At 50.9% G+C, this 19311-nt stretch carries 17 protein-coding genes and 1 pseudogene; 13 read left to right on the forward strand and 5 right to left on the reverse strand.

Annotated elements, in window-relative coordinates; translation table 11 throughout:
• The first annotated feature begins 2 nt into the window (after window positions 1-2).
• The 5 genes from H8K43_RS00635 (at window position 3) to H8K43_RS00655 (ending at window position 4510) form a co-directional block, all read left to right on the forward strand.
• On the forward strand, window positions 3-485 hold the full coding sequence (locus H8K43_RS00635; protein ID WP_186902070.1) for a MarR family winged helix-turn-helix transcriptional regulator: 483 nt from the start codon (window positions 3-5) through the stop codon (window positions 483-485).
• Between the two features lie 98 nt (window positions 486-583).
• The gene (locus H8K43_RS00640; protein WP_186902071.1) at window positions 584-1438 is read left to right on the forward strand and encodes an enoyl-CoA hydratase family protein; all 855 of its coding nucleotides are present in this window, start codon (window positions 584-586) and stop codon (window positions 1436-1438) included.
• Between the two features lie 4 nt (window positions 1439-1442).
• Window positions 1443-2681 (forward strand): acyl-CoA dehydrogenase family protein, encoded by a 1239-nt coding sequence (locus tag H8K43_RS00645; RefSeq protein ID WP_186902072.1) that lies wholly within the window; start codon window positions 1443-1445, stop codon window positions 2679-2681.
• On the forward strand, window positions 2681-3073 hold the full coding sequence (locus H8K43_RS00650; protein WP_186902073.1) for a RidA family protein: 393 nt from the start codon (window positions 2681-2683) through the stop codon (window positions 3071-3073). Before H8K43_RS00645 ends, H8K43_RS00650 begins: the two co-directional genes overlap by 1 nt.
• Window positions 3074-3334: 261 nt before the next feature.
• Window positions 3335-4510, forward strand: coding sequence for an acyl-CoA dehydrogenase (locus H8K43_RS00655; RefSeq protein ID WP_222610917.1), 1176 nt, complete (start codon window positions 3335-3337; stop codon window positions 4508-4510).
• Between the two features lie 276 nt (window positions 4511-4786).
• On the opposite strand, the gene H8K43_RS00660 is transcribed toward H8K43_RS00655, so the two are convergent.
• Complete coding sequence (locus H8K43_RS00660) at window positions 4787-6682, reverse strand: DUF5018 domain-containing protein (RefSeq protein ID WP_186902075.1); 1896 nt, start codon at window positions 6680-6682, stop codon at window positions 4787-4789.
• 305 nt (window positions 6683-6987) lie between these two features.
• Between H8K43_RS00660 and H8K43_RS00665 the strand changes: the two are divergent.
• The 5 genes and pseudogenes from H8K43_RS00665 to H8K43_RS00685 all read left to right on the forward strand — a co-directional run.
• Window positions 6988-7203 (forward strand): annotated as a pseudogene (locus H8K43_RS00665) (acyl-CoA dehydrogenase family protein); the annotation flags it as partial.
• 291 nt (window positions 7204-7494) lie between these two features.
• Window positions 7495-7908 carry a TIGR02594 family protein gene (locus tag H8K43_RS00670; protein WP_186902076.1) on the forward strand — a complete coding sequence of 138 codons (414 nt, stop codon included), beginning with the start codon at window positions 7495-7497 and terminating at the stop codon, window positions 7906-7908.
• A gap of 53 nt (window positions 7909-7961) precedes the next feature.
• A complete protein-coding gene (locus H8K43_RS00675; protein ID WP_186902077.1) occupies window positions 7962-8234 on the forward strand; it encodes a hypothetical protein in 273 nt (90 codons plus the stop codon).
• A gap of 101 nt (window positions 8235-8335) precedes the next feature.
• Window positions 8336-8740, forward strand: a complete 405-nt coding sequence (locus H8K43_RS00680; RefSeq protein ID WP_186902078.1) for a VOC family protein — start codon at window positions 8336-8338, stop codon at window positions 8738-8740.
• A 156-nt stretch (window positions 8741-8896) separates the two neighbouring features.
• Window positions 8897-9304, forward strand: a complete 408-nt coding sequence (locus H8K43_RS00685) for a DUF4279 domain-containing protein (RefSeq protein WP_186902079.1) — start codon at window positions 8897-8899, stop codon at window positions 9302-9304.
• A gap of 67 nt (window positions 9305-9371) precedes the next feature.
• Here H8K43_RS00685 and H8K43_RS00690 read toward each other — a convergent pair whose 3' ends face one another.
• Together H8K43_RS00690 and tssC are read right to left on the reverse strand one after the other, a co-directional pair.
• The gene (locus tag H8K43_RS00690; RefSeq protein ID WP_186902080.1) at window positions 9372-9941 is read right to left on the reverse strand and encodes an Hcp family type VI secretion system effector; all 570 of its coding nucleotides are present in this window, start codon (window positions 9939-9941) and stop codon (window positions 9372-9374) included.
• 45 nt (window positions 9942-9986) lie between these two features.
• The gene (gene tssC / locus H8K43_RS00695) at window positions 9987-12029 is read right to left on the reverse strand and encodes a type VI secretion system contractile sheath large subunit (protein WP_186902081.1); all 2043 of its coding nucleotides are present in this window, start codon (window positions 12027-12029) and stop codon (window positions 9987-9989) included.
• Between the two features lie 660 nt (window positions 12030-12689).
• On the opposite strand from tssC, the gene H8K43_RS00700 reads away from it, so the two are divergent.
• The 3 genes from H8K43_RS00700 (at window position 12690) to H8K43_RS00710 (ending at window position 18066) form a co-directional block, all read left to right on the forward strand.
• Window positions 12690-15017 (forward strand): glycosyl hydrolase family 18 protein, encoded by a 2328-nt coding sequence (locus H8K43_RS00700; protein WP_230403603.1) that lies wholly within the window; start codon window positions 12690-12692, stop codon window positions 15015-15017.
• An 8-nt stretch (window positions 15018-15025) separates the two neighbouring features.
• A complete protein-coding gene (locus H8K43_RS00705) occupies window positions 15026-16417 on the forward strand; it encodes a glycoside hydrolase family 19 protein (protein WP_222610918.1) in 1392 nt (463 codons plus the stop codon).
• Window positions 16418-16530: 113 nt separating this feature from the next.
• Window positions 16531-18066: a glycosyl hydrolase family 18 protein gene (locus tag H8K43_RS00710; protein ID WP_186902083.1), complete on the forward strand. Its 1536-nt coding sequence runs from the start codon at window positions 16531-16533 to the stop codon at window positions 18064-18066.
• Between the two features lie 96 nt (window positions 18067-18162).
• Here the strand turns inward: H8K43_RS00710 and H8K43_RS00715 are convergent, their stop codons facing one another.
• Together H8K43_RS00715 and H8K43_RS00720 are read right to left on the reverse strand one after the other, a co-directional pair.
• Window positions 18163-18681, reverse strand: a complete 519-nt coding sequence (locus tag H8K43_RS00715; RefSeq protein WP_186902084.1) for a M23 family metallopeptidase — start codon at window positions 18679-18681, stop codon at window positions 18163-18165.
• Between the two features lie 58 nt (window positions 18682-18739).
• Window positions 18740-19294, reverse strand: coding sequence for an RDD family protein (locus tag H8K43_RS00720; protein ID WP_186902085.1), 555 nt, complete (start codon window positions 19292-19294; stop codon window positions 18740-18742).
• Window positions 19295-19311: the final 17 nt, after the last annotated feature.

The following is a 19311-nucleotide window of genomic DNA, read 5'->3' on the forward strand; positions in this document are numbered from 1 at the left end:
TAATGAGTGAGAGTCAGCAAGCAGTGACCGATATGGAAACCCGACTGACAGCGGATGATCATCAGTCCCTACGTCTGTGGTTACGTATGCTGTCCTGCAGTAACCGCATAGAAAACGAAATTCGCAGCCGGCTGCGCGCCGAATTTGGCATTACCTTGCCGCGCTTTGATTTGATGGCACAGCTGGAGCGTTATCCCGATGGTCTGCGTATGGGCGAACTGTCGCGCCGTATGATGGTCACTGGCGGTAATGTGACTGGCATTACCGATCAGCTGGAGCAGGAAGGATTAGTGCAGCGGGTGATTGATACCAATGACAGGCGCGCTTACAGCGTGCGCCTGACACCGGCCGGGCGTAAGGGATTCAGCAAGATGGCCGCAGTGCATGAAGAGTGGATCGCTGAGTTACTGGGCGGTCTGCCCGCGCCAGACAAGAGTCAGCTGTACAGCTTACTGTCACGCCTGAAGCAGCAACTGCCGTCCTGATCGTCATGAACACAATACGATTGCAATACGATCACAACAAGATGGCTAATAACTGCTGCAGCTGAAACGCAGCAGCCTGGATTTAAAGAAGGATAAGCATGAAATATTTACCCGGCCATCCCCATCAGTTACCCGCAGGCCGCAGCCAGCTGGCCGATTATGAGGCTACTCATTTCTACTTTGAAGTGGCAGAGCAGGTTGCGACTATCATTCTGAACCGGCCTGAACGCAAGAACCCGCTGACCTTTGAGTCTTATGCTGAACTGCGCGATTTGTTCCGCGCTTTGGCCTATGCCGATGATGTGAAAGCGGTGGTGCTGACCGGTGCCGGACATAATTTTTGTTCCGGCGGCGATGTGCATGAAATCATAGGCCCGCTCACAGAATTAGACATGCCGGGCTTGCTGGCGTTTACACGCATGACTGGCGATCTGGTCAAAGCCATCCGTGCCTGCCCTCAGCCTGTGATCGCTGCGGTTGACGGTGTCTGTGCTGGTGCAGGCGCGATACTCGCGATGTGTTCCGATATCCGTTTCTCTACCAGCCGTAGCAAGACCGCGTTTTTATTCACCCGCGTCGGACTGGCTGGTTGCGATATGGGAGCCTGTTCTATCCTGCCTCGTTTAATCGGTCAGGGAAGAGCCGCAGATTTATTGTATAGCGGCCGCGTGATGACGGCGGAAGAAGGCGAGCGCTGGGGCTTTTATAATCGCCTGGTAGCGGAAGATGACTTACTCATTGAGGCACAAGGCTATGCGCGAATGCTGGCCAGCGGGCCTTCGTTTGCACATAGCATGACGAAAAACATGCTGCAGCAAGAATGGAATATGAGTATCGATCAGGCGATAGAAGCGGAAGCGCAGGCGCAGGCGATTTGCATGATGACCAATGATTTTCATCGCGCTTATCACGCCTTTGTCGCCAAACAAAAACCGGAATTCGAAGGGGATTGAAGTCATGAGTCAAACCAACAGGACGACGCTGTTACAGGATAGCGCCTATCTGGAATGGCCTTTTTTTGAAACCAGGCATGCACAGTTGCAGCAAGCGCTGGATAGCTGGGCGGCGCAACACCTGCTGCATCCTGCGCATGACCCGGTGCAGGTGGGGGCCAGTTGTCGGGCATTGGTCAGTCAGTTGGGACAGGCAGGCTGGTTGCGGCATGCAGTCGGAGGCAAGCAATGGGGCGGGCTGCAGGATGTGATCGATACCCGTGCAATTTGCCTGATACGCGAAACCCTGGCCCGCCACGAAGGCCTGGCCGATTTCGCATTTGCCATGCAAGGCCTGGGTTCCGGCGCAATCAGCCTGTTTGGCAGCGCAGAGCAACAGGCGCGTTATCTGCCACGCGTGGTCAGTGGCGCTGCGATTGCTGCTTTTGCCTTGTCCGAGCCTGAGGCTGGCTCCGATGTCGCTGCCATGCAGTGCAGCGCCGTGCGCGATGGCGCGGACTATGTGCTGAATGGCGAGAAAACCTGGATCTCGAATGGTGGCATCGCTGACTTTTACACCGTGTTTGTCCGAACCGGTGAAGCGCCCGGTGCGCGTGGTATCAGTGCCTTTATCGTCGATGCCGATACGCCGGGTTTTTCTGTGGTTGAACAAATAGATGTGATCGCACCACATCCACTGGCACGCATCCGTTTTGAGAATTGCCGCATTCCGGCCAGTCAGCGTATAGGTGAAGCCGCGCAGGGCTTTAAGGTCGCGATGGCCACACTGGATGTATTCCGCACTTCGGTTGCTGCAGCCGCGCTGGGCTTTGCGCGCTGCGCATTGCAGGAGGCCCTGCAACGCAGTACTACACGTAAGATGTTTGGCCAGACGCTGGCGGATTTTCAGCTCACGCAAGCCAAACTGGCGCAGATGGCGATGGCGATAGACAGTTCCGCCTTGTTGATTTACCGCGCCGCCTGGCAACGTGATCAGGGGAAAAAAGTCACGAAAGAAGCGGCGATGGCAAAGTATGTCGCGACTGAATCGGCGCAGCAGGTCATCGATATGGCGGTGCAGATGTTTGGCGGCATGGGTGTGGTCAGTCAGGTTAAGGTAGAAAGTCTGTACCGCGAAATCCGCGCGCTGCGCATTTACGAAGGCGCAAGCGAAGTGCAGCAACTGATCATCGCACGTGAAATGCTCAAAGAATTCAGCGCCGCACAGTCAGCAACGGAACAACAAGCAAGGCAGGAGGCATAATGGAAATACTGCAACCACCGGATTGGGCCAGACCACGCGGTTATGCCAATGGCATTGCTGCCAGCGGCAGACTGGTTTTTGTGAGTGGCATGATAGGCTGGGATCGGCAGGGCGTCTTCCATACCGATGACTTTGCGGGGCAGGTCAGGCAGGCCCTGGCCAACATCGTCGCCGTGCTGGCAGAGGCCAAAGCCCGCCCTGAACACATCGTCCGCATGACCTGGTATGTGGTCGACAAAGCAGAGTATGTGGCGGCCTATAAAGAAATCGGTGTGGTGTATCGCGAGCTGATCGGCAGTCATTTTCCCGCCATGACTGCGGTACAGGTGGCAGCCTTAATCGAAGACCGCGCCAAAGTCGAAATCGAAGTCACCGCTGTGGTTCCCGAATAAATTCCGGTATTTGGGGCTGAAATCCATCAGATATCCGTCACTTATCGCCACTTTGCAGGCGGGGAAAATGCGCGCTTGGCTTATACTATGGGCTTTTCCGGAAAGTCTGCATCAGCAAGGTGCTAAGCCAAGTGGTATTGCATGACTGAATGCGTGACTGAAGGAAAAAAGCTTCACGTCTGCACCGCAAACGTGAATCTGCAGCGATCTGTAGCCTAAGGATCGCATGCTGTTTTCTATAAAAATGATCAGGAGATTTTGATGGCCAAGGCTGTATTTAACTGGGAAGACCCGTTGTTATTGTCGTCGCAATTGAGCGAAGAAGAGCGCATGGTGCAGGAAGCGGCACGTGCTTATTGCGAAGAGCGCCTGGCGCCACGCGTGTTGGAAGCATTCCGCAATGAAAAAACGGATACCGCGATCTTCCGCGAAATGGGCGAACTGGGTTTGCTGGGCTCCACGATACCGGTTGAATACGGCGGCGCTGGCCTGAATTATGTCTGCTACGGACTGGTCGCACGCGAAGTCGAACGTGTCGATTCCGGCTACCGTTCTATGATGAGCGTACAGAGTTCATTAGTGATGGTGCCGATTAATGAATTCGGCAGCGAAGCGCAAAAACAAAAATACCTGCCTAAACTCGCCACCGGCGAATGGATAGGCTGCTTTGGCCTGACCGAACCGAATCACGGGTCCGACCCGGGCAGCATGGTGACCCGCGCTAAAGCTGTACCAGGCGGTTACTCGCTGAGCGGTTCTAAAATGTGGATCACCAACAGCCCGATCGCCGATGTGTTCGTGGTCTGGGCTAAAACCGAAGACGGCCGCATCCGTGGCTTCATTCTGGAAAAAGGCTGGAAAGGCCTGAGCGCACCGGCTATTCACGGCAAAGTCGGCCTGCGTGCTTCGATCACCGGCGAAATCGTCATGGATGAAGTGTTCGTCCCTGAAGAAAACCTGATGCCAGGCGTAGAAGGTCTGAAAGGCCCATTCACCTGCCTGAACTCTGCCCGTTACGGTATCGCCTGGGGTGCGCTGGGTGCCGCCGAATTCTGCTGGCACCTGGCGCGCCAATACACCATGGACCGTATGCAATTCGGCAAACCACTGGCCGCTAACCAGCTGGTACAGAAAAAGCTGGCCGACATGCAAACCGAAATCACATTGGCACTGCAAGGCTGCCTGCGTTTAGGTCGCATGAAAGACGAAGGCACAGCCGCTGTAGAAATCACCTCCATCATGAAACGCAATTCCTGCGGCAAAGCACTGGACATCGCCCGTGTCGCCCGCGATATGCTGGGCGGTAACGGCATCTCCGATGAATTCGGCATCGCACGTCACCTGGTCAATCTGGAAGTCGTGAACACCTACGAAGGTACCCACGACATCCACGCCCTGATCCTGGGCCGCGCCCAAACCGGAATCGCTGCATTCTGATTGTTGATCGCGCTGTTATTGGTGTAAAGCGATTTGTGAGTATGAAAAAAAACCGCACTGGGTAGTGCGGTTTTTTGTTTTTGGACAGGAGAATTTTGCGTGCTTGGTCTGTTTGTCTTAGATTGGCATAGCAAGATCTCGTATTCCTGCTTTGCGTTTTGACAGAACAGACCATGCACCTGAACTCAAGCATCAACAGCCAAACGCTTTAGAACCAGGTGCTGCGGATTACTGGCCACACCCATTCAAAAAACAGCAAGGCCGTTCTTAATAAAACTACTTTTTACCTGCAGGCCGAATTAACATAGCGCGCGTTTTAGCCAATTCTAACTCTTCACGCATAGTTAAGGCCTTAATCTGGGGGCTACTTGCATTTTGTGCCGACCAATAAATTTTTCCTCTCAGTGCTGCAGGTCCGCGCTCACAATGCTGCTCAAATCGAAGCTCCAGTTCATTAAGTATGCCATTCACATATTTCACGTTATCTACAGCAAACCAACCTGACAATTCATTGCAACCTCGTCCATACCCACTCCAGTCCAACCCACCCTTTACCGGATTATGAAATGGATATCTTCTTAAATCAGGATAGTAGCCCACCGTTAACTGCGGCAATGAATTCATTCTCATAAAATTCCCATACCAGTTACCAGTAACGACCCTGATCGAAGATCCGTCCAGGACTTGTATCCGGTCTGTTGCGCCCTGATACAAATATTCTCTACCCCCACCAATATAGTCGCCAACATCACTCTGCAAATACACATAGTTTCCAGTGGCAGGTATTTTGGTTTGCGCTGGTTTCCACAGATTGTCAGGAATCGGATTAACAGGGCCTTTTATTTTTGTAGAATCAAATTTGTTATAAACAATTGCGCCATGAAGAGACGATGTTCCATTTTCACAGTACTGGTCAAACTTGAGGTCAATATAGGACAGGTCATTTCCGATGTATCTAACATTTTTAATCACTACGTTCGTTGTTGAGTTATTACATCCGCGTCCCTCACCATACCAGGTAAACCCCCCAACACTCGCTGAGTTAAACGGGTATCGAACAAAACCTGTGTAAGTTCCTTCAATAAATTTAGTAAACGTATTTGGCAACACCAGGTTAGCGTCCCAGTATTCGTCACCATTTACCTTGACGCTTAATGATGCTCCATTCGCGGAAATACTCAGTAAGGTATTACTTTTGTCATATGCGTAACTTCTTCCGGCTCCGATATAGTCGCCGGCATCACTTTGTAATGTGATGCTGCTTGGGCCTGAAACAGACACCGTGTAGGTTCGGTTTGAGCCATCCTCCGCAGTAACGACATACTTAAGCTCTTTAGTGAAGTTCTGAACATTTTTTTCACTTTGCTGAGGAACATTATTCACGCTCACCACCACGCCTGTCGTGACAAATCTGGGGGTTAACTGGCTCACATCTGTATTTGCAGGTACAAGCACGGAGATGATGCTCATATCATTATCAATGGTGCCAGATACGCCAAGTGAAGGGATGGAAAATGAACTTATCTCTTTGGCAGACGATAAGACTAGGCGTGAAATCAGAACGATGTACAGTTGTGATGTGCCGTCTTCTGCCATCACCTTGTAGCTGACAGGCCCCGAAAAATCAATCGGTGAAACATCACTGACTTGTTTAACACCATTGACACTGACATCGACTCCATTTGTTTCAAAGCGAGCCTTAAGCGATGCTAAATTTGCGTTCGCTGGCAGAGTTGCGGTGATGATCTTTTTACTTTCATCAATCACTGCACTGGTCTGATAATCAGGAAACGAGAATGCAGTAATAGCTTTATTTGAAGATTTCACTAGCACAATCACTTCTACCCTATAGGTTTCTGTGCTTCCGTCTTCTGCTACCACTGTATAGTTCACCGGTCTCGAAAAATCATTAACAGTCGTTCCGCTTACCTGAGTTATTTCACCGATCTTTACCGATACACCTGTCGTGGAAAATTTTGCTACCAGTTTTTTTACATCCACAGACTCAGTAATGTTTATTGTAATAAGTTTGCTAGCTTCATTAATTATCCCTTGCGTGTTTGGGGTAACAATCGAGAAACTTGCCAATGTCTTGGCCGCCGACTTATTTGGAGATGCAGGTGTCGTAGAGTTGCCTCCTCCGCCGCCGCCACACGCCGTGACCAATGCCATACAAAACAGCATCAGCCAGAGTGATTTAATGTACCTGAGCATTACAAATTCCCTCTTGGTGTAAAAAAATATAATATTGTATTTGAATTAATGCACACATCGCAATCACTTAGCCTCTCAGTTCTCCTCGAAATCCAGCGCTACTCAAAAATTTGGTGAGAACAATCCATGGACATGTTGGATCTTGCGCATGCTGCGAGCGCAAATGTCCCATGTAAAGATCAGATCATGAGCACGATCGACATGGACAGGGCCTCAGACTTCGGAAAGAACTAGGTTCAAAAAAAAAGCTGGCCGATTTGCACACCGAAATTACCTCCATCATGAAACGCAATTCCTGCGGCAAAGCACTGGACATCCCCCGTGTCGCCCGCGATATGCTGGGCGGTAACGGCATCTCCGACGAATTCGGCATCGCGCGTCACCTGGTCAATCTGGAAGTCGTGAACACCTACGAAGGTACCCACGACATCCACGCCCTGATCCTGGGCCGCGCCCAAACCGGCATCGCTGCATTCTGATTGTTGATTGCGCTGTTGTTGGTACAAAGCGATTTATGAGTATGAAAAAAACCGCACTGGGAAGTGCGGTTTTTTGTTTTTGGCATGGGTGTTTTGTGTGGGGGCTATGGATGTAATATTTAATGAGACAGCGTAGTGAAAGAATGGTTGTGAATAAAAAGGTTTATAAAAGATGATTTGCCATGCTTCTTTTTGAACTCACTGGAACAAGGTTGAGTCCATTGCTCCATTGTGTTAATGTCATTCTTTACTTTAATTTAAGTCATAACCCATATGCAGCAGCCTCCTTGGATGTCAGTTGCCTTTGCAGAAGTCGGCGTCCGTACGTTTCCGCTTGGACAAAGCAATCCGCGAGTCACCGAGTACCATGAATATACAAACATACGCGGCTACGATGACAAGGCTGCCTGGTGTTCCTCATTTGTCAACTGGTCACTCGCTCAGGTGGGAATCGTTGGTACAAATTCGGCTCTCGCAAGATCATGGCTTGAGTGGGGTGAGGCTTTGAGTGAGCCGCTTCCGGGGTGCATCGTAGTCTTGTCTCGCGAAAATCCAAAGGGCTGGAAGGGACACGTTGGATTTTTCCTAAGCCTTGACCAAGAGCACATACATTTGCTTGGTGGGAATCAATTGGACCAGGTACGAGAACATTCCTATACAAGGGACTCGGTGTTGGGCTATCGCTGGCCACCGAAGAGTATTTGACTTGAATTAAGCAGTTCCTGTTCTGGTTTTGCTTAACTAGGATCTAAGATTCGATGAAGACTAAAGACATATTAGGAATACTCTTCTGCAGCGCCGCTGCCACGATCGGCACGATAGGTTATAGGCTGTTGGGTTTGGAGTGGTATTTTGGCGCATGTGTTTTATTGTTCATCGGAGGTAGGCTAATTTGGGATGCCGCACGTGATCGAAAATTACGCAAAGCAATGGATGAAGTACCTGGCGATTCGGGCGACAGACATTACATTTCGGGCGCAAGTGCCACTGATAGTTTTGATGATGTTGGAGATCATAGCGATGCGTCTTAACTTAGCACTCAGTATGGAATCAACGATACAGACCATTATTCGTTTAGCCTGATCTTTGCCGAAAAAACTTCACTCAACCCCCACACCAGAAAGGCAAACCCATGAACAAACAAATCTACCTCAATCTGCCGGTTGCTGATCTGCCTAAGTCGATTGCGTTTTTCAAGGCACTCGGGTTTGCGGATAACCCTCAGTTCGCCAGTGATGCAGGGGCCTGTGTGGTGCTCAGCGATACGATTTTTGTGATGCTGTGTACGCGTGACCGGTTTCGTGACTTCACGCCTAAAGCGATTTGCGATACCAGTGTGGCAGTGGAAATGCTGATCAATTTGCATTGTGACAGTCGTGAAGAAGTCGATAGCCTGGTCGCCAGGGCGCTTGCTGCGGGTGGCTCAAGTTACGATCAGCCTGAGGACTTAGGCTTCATGTATTCACATAGTTTTGTCGACCCCGATGGTCATGGCTGGGGGCTGTTCCACATGAATGCCGCTCGGGCTCAGGGCTGAACCCTGAGTGAGATCCACACGGCTCACACCTGACACTGATGACTATTCCCAAATTTTTTCACCTCGGTGTTTTCACAAAGTGTCCAGCTATAGCCTTAGTGAGGCATGGCTGAGCAAAGATTCGGCCTAATATACAATCAAGCTTGAGGTGCATGGGTGACAGAGCAAAGCGATGTTTTTGCGTATTTCTGGGTTAAGGCGAGCAACTGCCCGGTAGAGGCCATCACTGCACAGCTACAGACTGAGCCAACGGAAGTGACGGTTATCGGAGCATCCAGGTCAGGTGACTTTCCGAAGATAAAACTGTGGCGCTTACTGAGCCCAATTCCACGTGGCGATGGTTTTTTGCAGGACTATATTGACGCACTATTGGCTCGCCTTGAAACGCGCGCAGACGCAGTTGTCGACTTAGGATCGAACTGCGAAATGGGTATTAGCTGCGTAGGCTACTACTATGGATCAAGTCCGGGTTTGCATCTTTCTGCTACCCTGATTCAAAGGCTGGCAGCACTGCGACTTGCGGTTGATTTTGACTTGTATAACTTCGCAGGCGAAGACAATTGAGTATGACAAAAGAATTAGCCGCCTGTTGACTTAATCCATGCAAAGCACGGGCTGTAATTTCTTTAAATTAGCTAAAGGCGCTAATCGGTCTGTTGCGCGCGACACTCCAGCCACTGGTATGCTGGTCTGCTAAGGTCACATCATTGGACTGCGCAGAGTATGTCCATAAAATTTCAGTGAAGCAGAGTTTGAACTGCTCAGTCGGCATATCATCCGGATTCGATTGGAGTTGAATCTCGCTGATGATGGCATCTCTTAACTGTATCGTGATGATGTTACTCAGTGCATCGCCGGAATTGCGTAGCAAGTAAATGAACGTCGGTGCGGCTGCCCCTTGACCCAGCGGTATGGCGCGCAGGCAGTAGTCATACAATTTGACGGAAGCTGCATCGACATACTTGACACATGTAATTTCGCTAATCACCGGACGACCTGAAGTACGTGCCTGATTACTGGCATCTGTGGTGATTGGCTGCTTCATACCTTGATGAATCGAGATTAGTTCCAGGCAGGGATTTTTATTGGCGGGGTTGAAGGCGTTGGCAGTATTAGTCAGTGGCCAGCCTTCCTGAGTCACACTGCCTGTCCCCGCGCTTAATACACCTGCGTCGCCAGGCTGAAATAAAATTAAATCCATGTTAGCTCCATTAATGATTAAAGGGATGGTGAATGCGACTCCATGTTAGCCCGGCAAATCCGTGATCAGCCGAATTGAAGTGCTCAATTCTTCTAACTGGAAATGCGGTTTTAAAAAGATGGTCGCACGATAGGTGCCGGGTTCGCCAGGCACATCGCTTACCGTGACGGATGCTTCGCGCAAGGGATACGCTGCCTCTGCTTCTTGCGAGGCATCGTCATCAAGCAAGACGTAGTTGGCGATCCAGTTATTTAAAAAAGATTCGACGTTAGAACGCGTCATGAAGCTGCCTATCCTGTCGCGCATGATGACTTTGATGTAGTGCATAAAGCGCGACTCAGCTAAGACGTAAGGCAACATCGCTGTAATTTTTGCCTGGGCGTTGGCATCATCGGAAAAGTGTTTTTTAGGAAGATGGGTTGTTTTCCCGCCGAAGATGGCAGCACGACCAGTCGCTTTACAACAAGACAGAGCGATGAAGCCCAGCTCGCTCAGTTCTTTGTCGCGTCGCTCGCTGATTGAGACTTCGATCGCGCCTATCATTTCCTGGCTGCCGGCATGGTTGGTATAGCGGTAGGAGGGCAAGCCTTCAATCAGTCCACCACCATGTACACCACGGATTGCGGCTGGCCAGCCATACAGCGCTTGGGCATTGGTAATGCGCTCAGCCAATACGTAGGCGGCATTGCCCCAGAGCAGATTTGGATGATCTGGTTTTGCATAGCCAATCAGATTGCCTGCAGCAGACAAATACCGGGTCGGGTCGTCGCTGCAGATATTTTCTTCGAAATCCCATCCCTCGCAAGCTATCGTAGTGCGCTTATCCGGATTGCCGTAAGGCGGACGCAGTAAAACGCGTGGCATCACCAGCGAGACGTAACGTGCATCTTCCGTTTCACGGAATTCACGCCAGGCTGTGAGGTCGGCATTTTCAAATATTTTTGCCAGCTCACGCGGTTTGTGGAGTTGCTCAAATCCGTTTAAGCCAAACAGACTGCTCGATGCCGCAGCGAGAAACGGTGCATGCGCGACAGCGGCAATTGCTGAAATTTTCTTTAAAAAGTCGATATCTGCTGCATCTGCCCCAATCTCATAAGCGCCAATCAGCAAGCTATAGGGGAAGCCGCCATAAGTACCATATTCTGCTTCGTAGATCAGTTTAAACAAGGCGCTTTGGTCAAATTCAACGGCCTTCACCAAGTCCATGCTCAGTTCTGCCTGCCGGGCATTAAAAACACGCAGTTTTAGCAGAGTGCTGGTGTCGGTGTTAAAGACCAGGTGCGCTAAGCCGCGCCAGGCCGCTTCCACCTGTTTAAAGCCTGGGCAGTGCAAAATGGCGTTTAAGGCGCTGCTCAGTTGTTGATCGCAATGTACAATAAGTTCATCAATGACTGCAACAGCACTGTGTTTCTGAATATATAGCTGGCGATTGATATCCTGATTTTTTTCTAAGTAAGAATCTAACTGTAAAGATAAATGAGAGAGACAGCGTAAAGTCGTATCCACATCGGTTTCAGCCTTATCTGCAGCATGCATTTCCATGAAGGCTACCCTTAGCCGGGATTGGAGCTGGTCTGTAGCGGTCGGAATTTCGCCCGGTATTGATGCGTCTTTATTTAGTACGAATACACTGACCAGCTGAGCAAAGTCATCGTCGCCTGCACAACGTGTCTGCATGCTGCGGATAAGCCCGCGTGATTCATACAAGGAGTGCAAACCTGGCAGTTTTTGAATGATGCGCATCGGTTCGAAATCAGCGATGTTTTCGAGTATAAGTTGCTGATCATCCGGCGTGGACAGCAGTGCCGCAATCGTTGTTGAAGATTGTGTGATCTCAAGCAGATCAACCCGTGGACGGATACTTTTCATGACATCGTTGAAATTATTACGATCGATGTCTGTCATTTTTCGTTCTTTTAAGGGCGTCGTCACCTGATCTGTAGCGAGATCCCCCGATAAGTCCGCCAGTATGCCGACGATAAACGGAAGCTCACGGTGTTCAATGTTGCCGCCTGTTTCAATATCGTAGGTAATTCTGACTCGGGGTGGCCGGATACGTAAGCGTTTTTTTTGTATGCTTTCAGTCATCTTTTTGTCTCAGGTTCGCTGAAATGTTAATTTATAAATTACCCGTAATATATCTGTATAAAGGCTGGATAGCACAGAAAGAATAAAATTGTTCCAGTCCGCTCAAACAGTGAGAAAAATCCAGATGTTACCTGGCCAGATATGGAGAGCTATTCCGCTTGTCGCCTTTGCTGACGGGCGGGACTGTACTGGTTATCTTTAATCCCGGCCTGCTAGCCTCAAGATCCAAACGAAACACCGGCGCATCTTCCTGTCGGTATTTCCGTTTCCCTATTTCTGCGCCTGCAGTGCTATTCAAAATTCCCTGTCCTGTTTAATACCAGTTACATGTTTAAGCCTGGTTTGAATATGTGTTCTCTGGGCAAGTATTTAACGAAATACGAAATTGTAAGCGTAGACAAAAACCACTTGCAGGCCTGCTGTTCTCTTCTAGACTGGACTTGCTCATCTAGTACCAGATTAATACCAAAATAAGTCACTAAATTAGTCACCAAGAGCGCGCAAAAATTGCGCTGTTCTGGTCTGCGTCAGCATGGGCGAGGAGGGTGTAGGTCGTCGCAGCAGCAGGTGTGAATACGCTGCTGTCGCGTCATATGCCTTAACGAAAATTCGGTGAGCAGGCAATGGGCCTGAGCAAATGGATGATCACTTGGGGGAGACATGAAACAACAACTTACTATGCGCTGCGCGCAGCTGTTAGGACTCAGTTTGTGTGCGGTCGTGACGATGGAGGCTCAGGCTGCCTGCAGTTCGCCAGCCTGGGATGCAGCCAAGGCTTATAACGGTGGTGCCAAGGTGTCGTATCAGGATCAGGAATGGAGTGCGAAGTGGTGGACGCAGGCGAATCCGCCTAAAAATGATGCGGATGGTCCCTGGAAGTTTGTCGCGAATTGCAATGGTGGCAGTGGGGGAGGCGGTGGCGGTGGTGGCGGATCGTCAGATCCTGTGCTGGTTACGCCATCATTGCCACCGGGTAGTGCGCTGTGCCGGCCTGATGGGATGGCAGTGACTGCGGGTGTAAATGCGCCTTACTGTCAGGCTTACGATAGCAATGGCCGTGAAAAACTGGGTAAGCTGCAGCGCCGTGTGATCGGCTATTTCACCAGCTGGCGCACCGGTAAAGATGGTAGCCCGGCTTATCTGGCGCATCAGATTCCCTGGGATAAGCTCAGCCATATCAATTATGCGTTTGCGCATGTGGACAGCCAAAACCGCATCTCTGTCGGTGATGTCAGTGACCCTAAAAATGCCGCGACCAGCCTGCAATGGCCAGGCGTAGCGGGTGCGGAAATGGACCCAGGCTATGCGTATAAAGGGCACTTCAATCTGCTCAATAAATTCAAGAAACAAAACCCGCAAGTGAAGACCCTGATCTCGGTTGGCGGATGGGCGGAGACTGGCGGCTATTTCGACAGTACCGGCAAGCGCGTCAATAGCGGTGGCTTTTATGCGATGACGACCAATGCTGACAATAGTGTGAATCAGGCCGGTATCAATACCTTTGCGGATTCTGTGGTGGCGTTTTTACGCCAATACAATTTCGATGGCGTCGATATCGATTATGAGTATCCGACTTCGATGAAAGATGCGGGTAATCCACTCGACTTTAACATCGCCAATGCGCGCCGTCCCGGTCTCATGAAAAGCTATTCGGCCTTGATGAAAACCCTGCGTGAAAAGCTGGATGCAGCGGCGGCGCAGGATAATCGCTATTACTTTTTGACGATTGCCGCTCCGGCTTCGGCCTATCTGTTGCGTGGTATGGAAAACTCACCGGCACTGGCTTATCTGGATTTTGCCAATCTGATGTCTTATGACTTGCATGGTGCCTGGAACGAGTTTGTCGGGCCGAATGCCGCTTTGTTTGATGATGGTAAAGACGCAGAACTGGCGCGCTGGAGTGTGTACAGCTCTGCACAATATGGCGGTATCGGCTATCTGAATACCGACTGGGCGTATCACTATTTGCGTGGCGCGATGCAATCGGGTCGTATCAATATCGGTGTGCCGTATTACACCCGTGGCTGGCGTAATGTGAGCGGTGGAACCAATGGGCTGTGGGGCAAATCGCTGGGCAGCAATTGCCCGCCCGGGACCACGGTGTGCGGCGCGGGTGCGATTGGTATCGACAATCTGTGGCGTGACTTGGATGCACAGGGCAAGGAAGTACCTGCCGGTGGTAATCCTATGTGGCATGCGAAAAACCTGGAACGTGGTGTAGCCGGTTCTTATCTGGCCAGCTATGGCCTCAATCCGGCCAGCAATCCGGATGACAGACTGGTGGGCAGCTATGTGCGCAATTACGATGCGACGCTGGTAGCGCCTTGGTTGTGGAATGCACAGAAAAACGTGTTTCTGTCGACGGAAGATGAAGCATCGGTACAAAGAAAAGCGCAGTGGATCATCGCGCAGGGCATAGGCGGGGTGATGTTCTGGGAGTTGGCTGGTGACTATGACTGGAATGCCACGCGCGGTGAGTATTTTATGGGCAGCAGTTTAACGCGCAGTTTTTATCAAGCCTTTAGCACGGCCACCCCTTATGGCAATCTGCGTTCTAAGCAGGCTGCGCCAACGGCTGCCATCGATTTACTGGTCGAAGTCTCAGGCTATAAATTAGGCGATGCTAATTATCCGATTAACCCCACGCTGAAAATCACTAACCGCTCCGGTTTTACGCTGGCAGGAGGTACAGAAATCCAGTTCGATTTGCCGACTTCCACACCGGATAACACCAGCGATCAGTCTGGCATGGGCCTGCGCGTGCTGAGTAGCGGACACAGTGGAAATAACATCGGTGGCCTGAAGGGGGATTTGCATCGCATGTCCTTTAAGTTGCCAGCCTGGTCGAGTTTGCCACCAAACGCCAGCACCAGCATGACGCTGAATTACTTCCTGCCAGTTGCCGGGCCAGCTAACTTCAGCGTCATCATCAATGGCAAAGCCTATGCCCTGCGTAGCGAACAGCCCTATCTGCCCTATATCAAATGAGGTCGGCGATGAAGCTCAAATTAATCAGTCTGTTATTCGCGTTTGCACCTGCGGCCTATGCTGCGACACCGGTGTGTTCACCCTGGCAAGCCAGCAAAGTCTATGTGAAGGGGGATTATGTCCAGGTGCAGAGCAAAGTCTGGCGCGCCAAATGGTGGAGCCAGAATAATCAGCCGGGTGCAGCCGATGTATGGGAAGCGCGCTTGCCGGGAGAGTGTACGCCGGATAGCAGTAATCCCGGCAATCCCGGCGACGCTGGCAATCCTGCGGGCAGTCCGGCTGTCCCCAGCCGCAAAGAGGCCGAGACAGAAGAAGCAAAAAAAACCGATAACTCGCTGTTTAAACGTATCCAGGCCAGCGTGCGGACTTTGGATAGCGCAGCGGTCGATGCGGTGCAGCCTGGGCGTAGCGCCAATCCTTTGAATGTGAAACGGGTGGAACGCATACTGAGTGCGGCTGATTGGCAAACGCTGTTCCCTTTGCGTGATGCGAGTTATAGCTATACGCGTTTTTTGCAAGCCATCGCCAAGTTTCCTGCGGTGTGTGACGACTATAGCGATGGCCGCAATGCCGAGGCGATTTGTCGTAAGACGCTGGCCACTATGTTCGCCCACTTTGCTCAGGAAACCGGCGCACACGATCCGAATTCCAGTGTGCCGCAATGGCGTCAGGGCCTGTATTTTTTGCGTGAAGCGGGCTGCTCGGATAACGATACCAGCTGCGGCTATAACGCGGAATGTGAACCATCGACCTGGCAAGGGCAAACCTGGCCTTGCGGTAAAGATGCCAGTGGACGCTGGAAGAAATACTATGGCCGTGGTGCGAAGCAGCTTTCGTACAACTACAACTATGGACCATTTTCTGACGCCATGTTCGGCACTGTGCGCACCTTGCTGGATAAGCCAGAGCTGGTGGCTGATACCTGGCTCAACCTGGCTTCGGCGATTTTCTTCTTCGTCTATCCGCAACCGCCCAAGCCATCCATGCTGCATGTGGTTGATGGCAGCTGGCAAATCAATGATGCTGATCGTCAGGCTCAGCTTATCCCCGGCTTTGGCGCAACCATACACATCATCAATGGCGGGATTGAATGTGGTCAGGGTTACGACAAACCGCAGGCACAAAACCGTATCAGCTATTACCAAAGTCTGGCCGCATATTTTGCGGTACCGATTGCAGCGGGTGAGGCACTTAGTTGCGCCAATATGAAAGCCTTTCCCGCTGGCGGGGCAGGTGCCCAATTGCTGTACTGGGAGCAGGACTGGAGTTATGACCCACGTCGTCCGGATGGCAAAAGCTATGCCTGCAAACTGGTGTCTTACCAAACCCCGCATTACGCATTAAAGGCGGGCGATTATGTGCGTTGTGTTGAGCATCATTTTAAAGTCGTACTGAAATAAACCCTGGAGCTGACGCAAATTTGAACGCGAAGCACGGCTCATAGTGGCAGCTTATCGGGACATTTTTTTGCATCAGCCTACATATCAGACTACATCCCCAAACGGAGGAAATTATGTATGCAATGAAATCGGTATTTTATGGCGTCGCCTTGTGTGCCGCCATGAGCTTCAGTATGAATGCACAGGCTGCAGCAGCTTGTGATTCCTGGTCGGCGGCGACCGTATACACCCAGGGCAAATACGCAACGTATCAGGGTAAAGCCTGGCGCGCAAAATGGTACACCCAGAATGAAACACCCGGTGCGCAATGGGGACCTTGGGAAGAAAGACCTGCTTCCGAATGCTCGGCGACTCCAGCACCGGGCGGTGACGGTAGCGGCATCCCGGAACCCAGCCCTACAGTAGGCATGCATCATGGCTCATATTTTGCGCAATGGGGAATTTACGGACGTAACTACAAACTGCGCAATCTGGTGGATGCGGGCGGCGATAAAAAGCTGACCTTCCTGAACTATGCGTTTGGTAATGTGTATGCGAATGGCGAATGCAATATCGTGACCCGTACTGAAACTGGCAATGGTGACGGTGGTGACGGCTGGGCCGATTATCAGCGCGGCTTCGCAGCCAATGAATCGGTCGATGGTGTCGGCGATAACTGGGACGATAAACTCAAAGGCAATTTCAATCAGCTCAAAAAGCTGAAGCTGAAAAATCCAGGTTTGAAGGTCATGATTTCCTTAGGTGGCTGGACCTGGTCGAAAAACTTTAGTAAGGCAGCGGCGACTGATGCCAGCCGTAAGGCGCTGGTCAGCTCCTGCATTAATCTCTACATCAAAGGTAATCTGCCAGTGGCAGAAGGAACGGGTGGTACCGGCGTCGCCAAAGGCGTGTTTGACGGCATCGATATTGACTGGGAATATCCGGTCGCTGGTGGCTTGGCCAGCAATGGCTATAGCGCTGCCGATAAGCAGAATTTTACGCTGTTGCTGGCAGAATTCCGCAGTCAGCTGAATGCATTGAGTGCCACCAATAAACGCCGTTATTACCTGACTGCCGCGATCGGTTCCGGTGTCGATAAAATTCGCAATACCGAACCTGCCTTGTACTCGGCTTATCTCGATTGGGTGAACGTGATGAGCTACGATTATCACGGTGGCTGGGATGCGACTGGGCCGACCAATTTCCAATCCAATTTGTATGCTGATCCTGCCGCACCGGGCACGGGCGACATCCTGAAATACAATATCCACGATACGGTGCAGGCGCTGACCGCTGCGGGTATGCCTAAAGCGAAGATCGTACTGGGTATACCTTTCTATGGCCGTGGCTGGCGTGGTGTGGCTGCGGGACCAGATAAAAATGGCCTGTACCAAAGTGCCAGCAATGCAGCACCCGGCACCTTTGAAGCAGGGATCGATGATTACAAAGTGCTCAAGCTCAAGCGCTCCACCAGCTACGTGCATCCGGTTACCAAACAGCTCTGGATTTACGATGGCAATGAATTCTGGAGTTACGATGATCCGGCTGTGATTGCCACCAAGATCGCCTACGCCAAAGAAAAAGGTTTGGGCGGCCTGTTCTCCTGGTCGTTGGATGGCGACGATGCGAATGCGACGCTGTTAAAAGCCACAGGGGGCATACGACCATAAACCTGTTGCATGCAGGCCGGCTTTCTGACACTGCGTTGAGTGTGGAAGTGCGGCCTGCATAGCTCACCTATTTGACGTGCCATTTGACATAAGTCTTTAGCTTCCGCCAGCAAGCACCTCATCGGGATTCAGATAGTAGATTTGTCTCCAGCCTTGCGTAGCCTGACTATAGCGCCAGGGCAGGGGAATCACAGACAGAATCGCGTAGTGCAGATGCGGTGCTTTGCCAGCAGCGTTACCACTGGTACCCACAGATCCTATGCGCTCGCCAGATGCCACGAACCAAGGCGCAGCTGTCGGTTCGGCCAGGTGTGCGTAATAGTGTATGCGCCATTTCGGACCCAGTATGGCGATCACGTTTCCACCAATGCCTAATTGTCCTTGATAGATGACGATACCTGAGCTTGCTGCGATAACAGGCTGACCCTGCTTCGCAAAAATATCGATCCCCTTGTGTACACCCGACTGGCCCCAGGGTTCAAACCAAAAGGAAGAACGATTCCAGTCTTTTTTAGAGGCCGCCTGAACCGGAATGACAGTTTTGTCCGGAATAAGGTAGCCCGTGACGACGATGGCGAGTAAGAAAAGCAGGATCTGAATGGAACGATGGCGCATGCGCTTGCTGGCAGATGGGTAAGGGGACACGGCCTCGTGTCCCCGGACTTGAGTGCAGTTAGTTGCTGACTGCAGTGTTGTTCAACGCAGTGTTGATAACCACAGTTCCAGCTAAAAAATCATGTGCCGCTCTGCGTTTTTTATTAAAAAGCATGGTGAAGAATTCTCCCCAGACCCAGATGTTCATGAGGATGATGTTGATGCCATACCAGGAAGGAGCCAATTCTTCCAATTTTTCAGCTTGCTGCATGTAAGTTAATGACAAATACTCTGCATCACTGAGCTGCAAACAAGCATAAACCATGGCAATCGAGGATAGCGTCGAAAATATAAACAAAACAGAATGTCGTACTATCGCTGCTTTTGCCGTGACGGGGGAGCCATCGACCATTGCGATTCTGGTTTTCAACAATAATTTACCTGGTGTTCCACCATATTTATAAACCAAATACACAGAAAACCAAACGCCTATGATCAGTTCAGGTAAAAACCAATACAGGTAAAACAAGCGAAAGTGCGAACCCAAATAATAGTTAATTCCAATCAATGGAAGTAAGCACACTAAATCAACCAGATAAGCGCCAAGTCTGCGCCAGAAACCTGCATAGTCCAAAATTTTTCCTTTGTTGT

Source organism: Cognatundibacterium curvum, assembly GCF_014284235.1.
In the GTDB taxonomy this organism is placed as follows: domain Bacteria; phylum Pseudomonadota; class Gammaproteobacteria; order Burkholderiales; family Burkholderiaceae_D; genus Undibacterium; species Undibacterium curvum.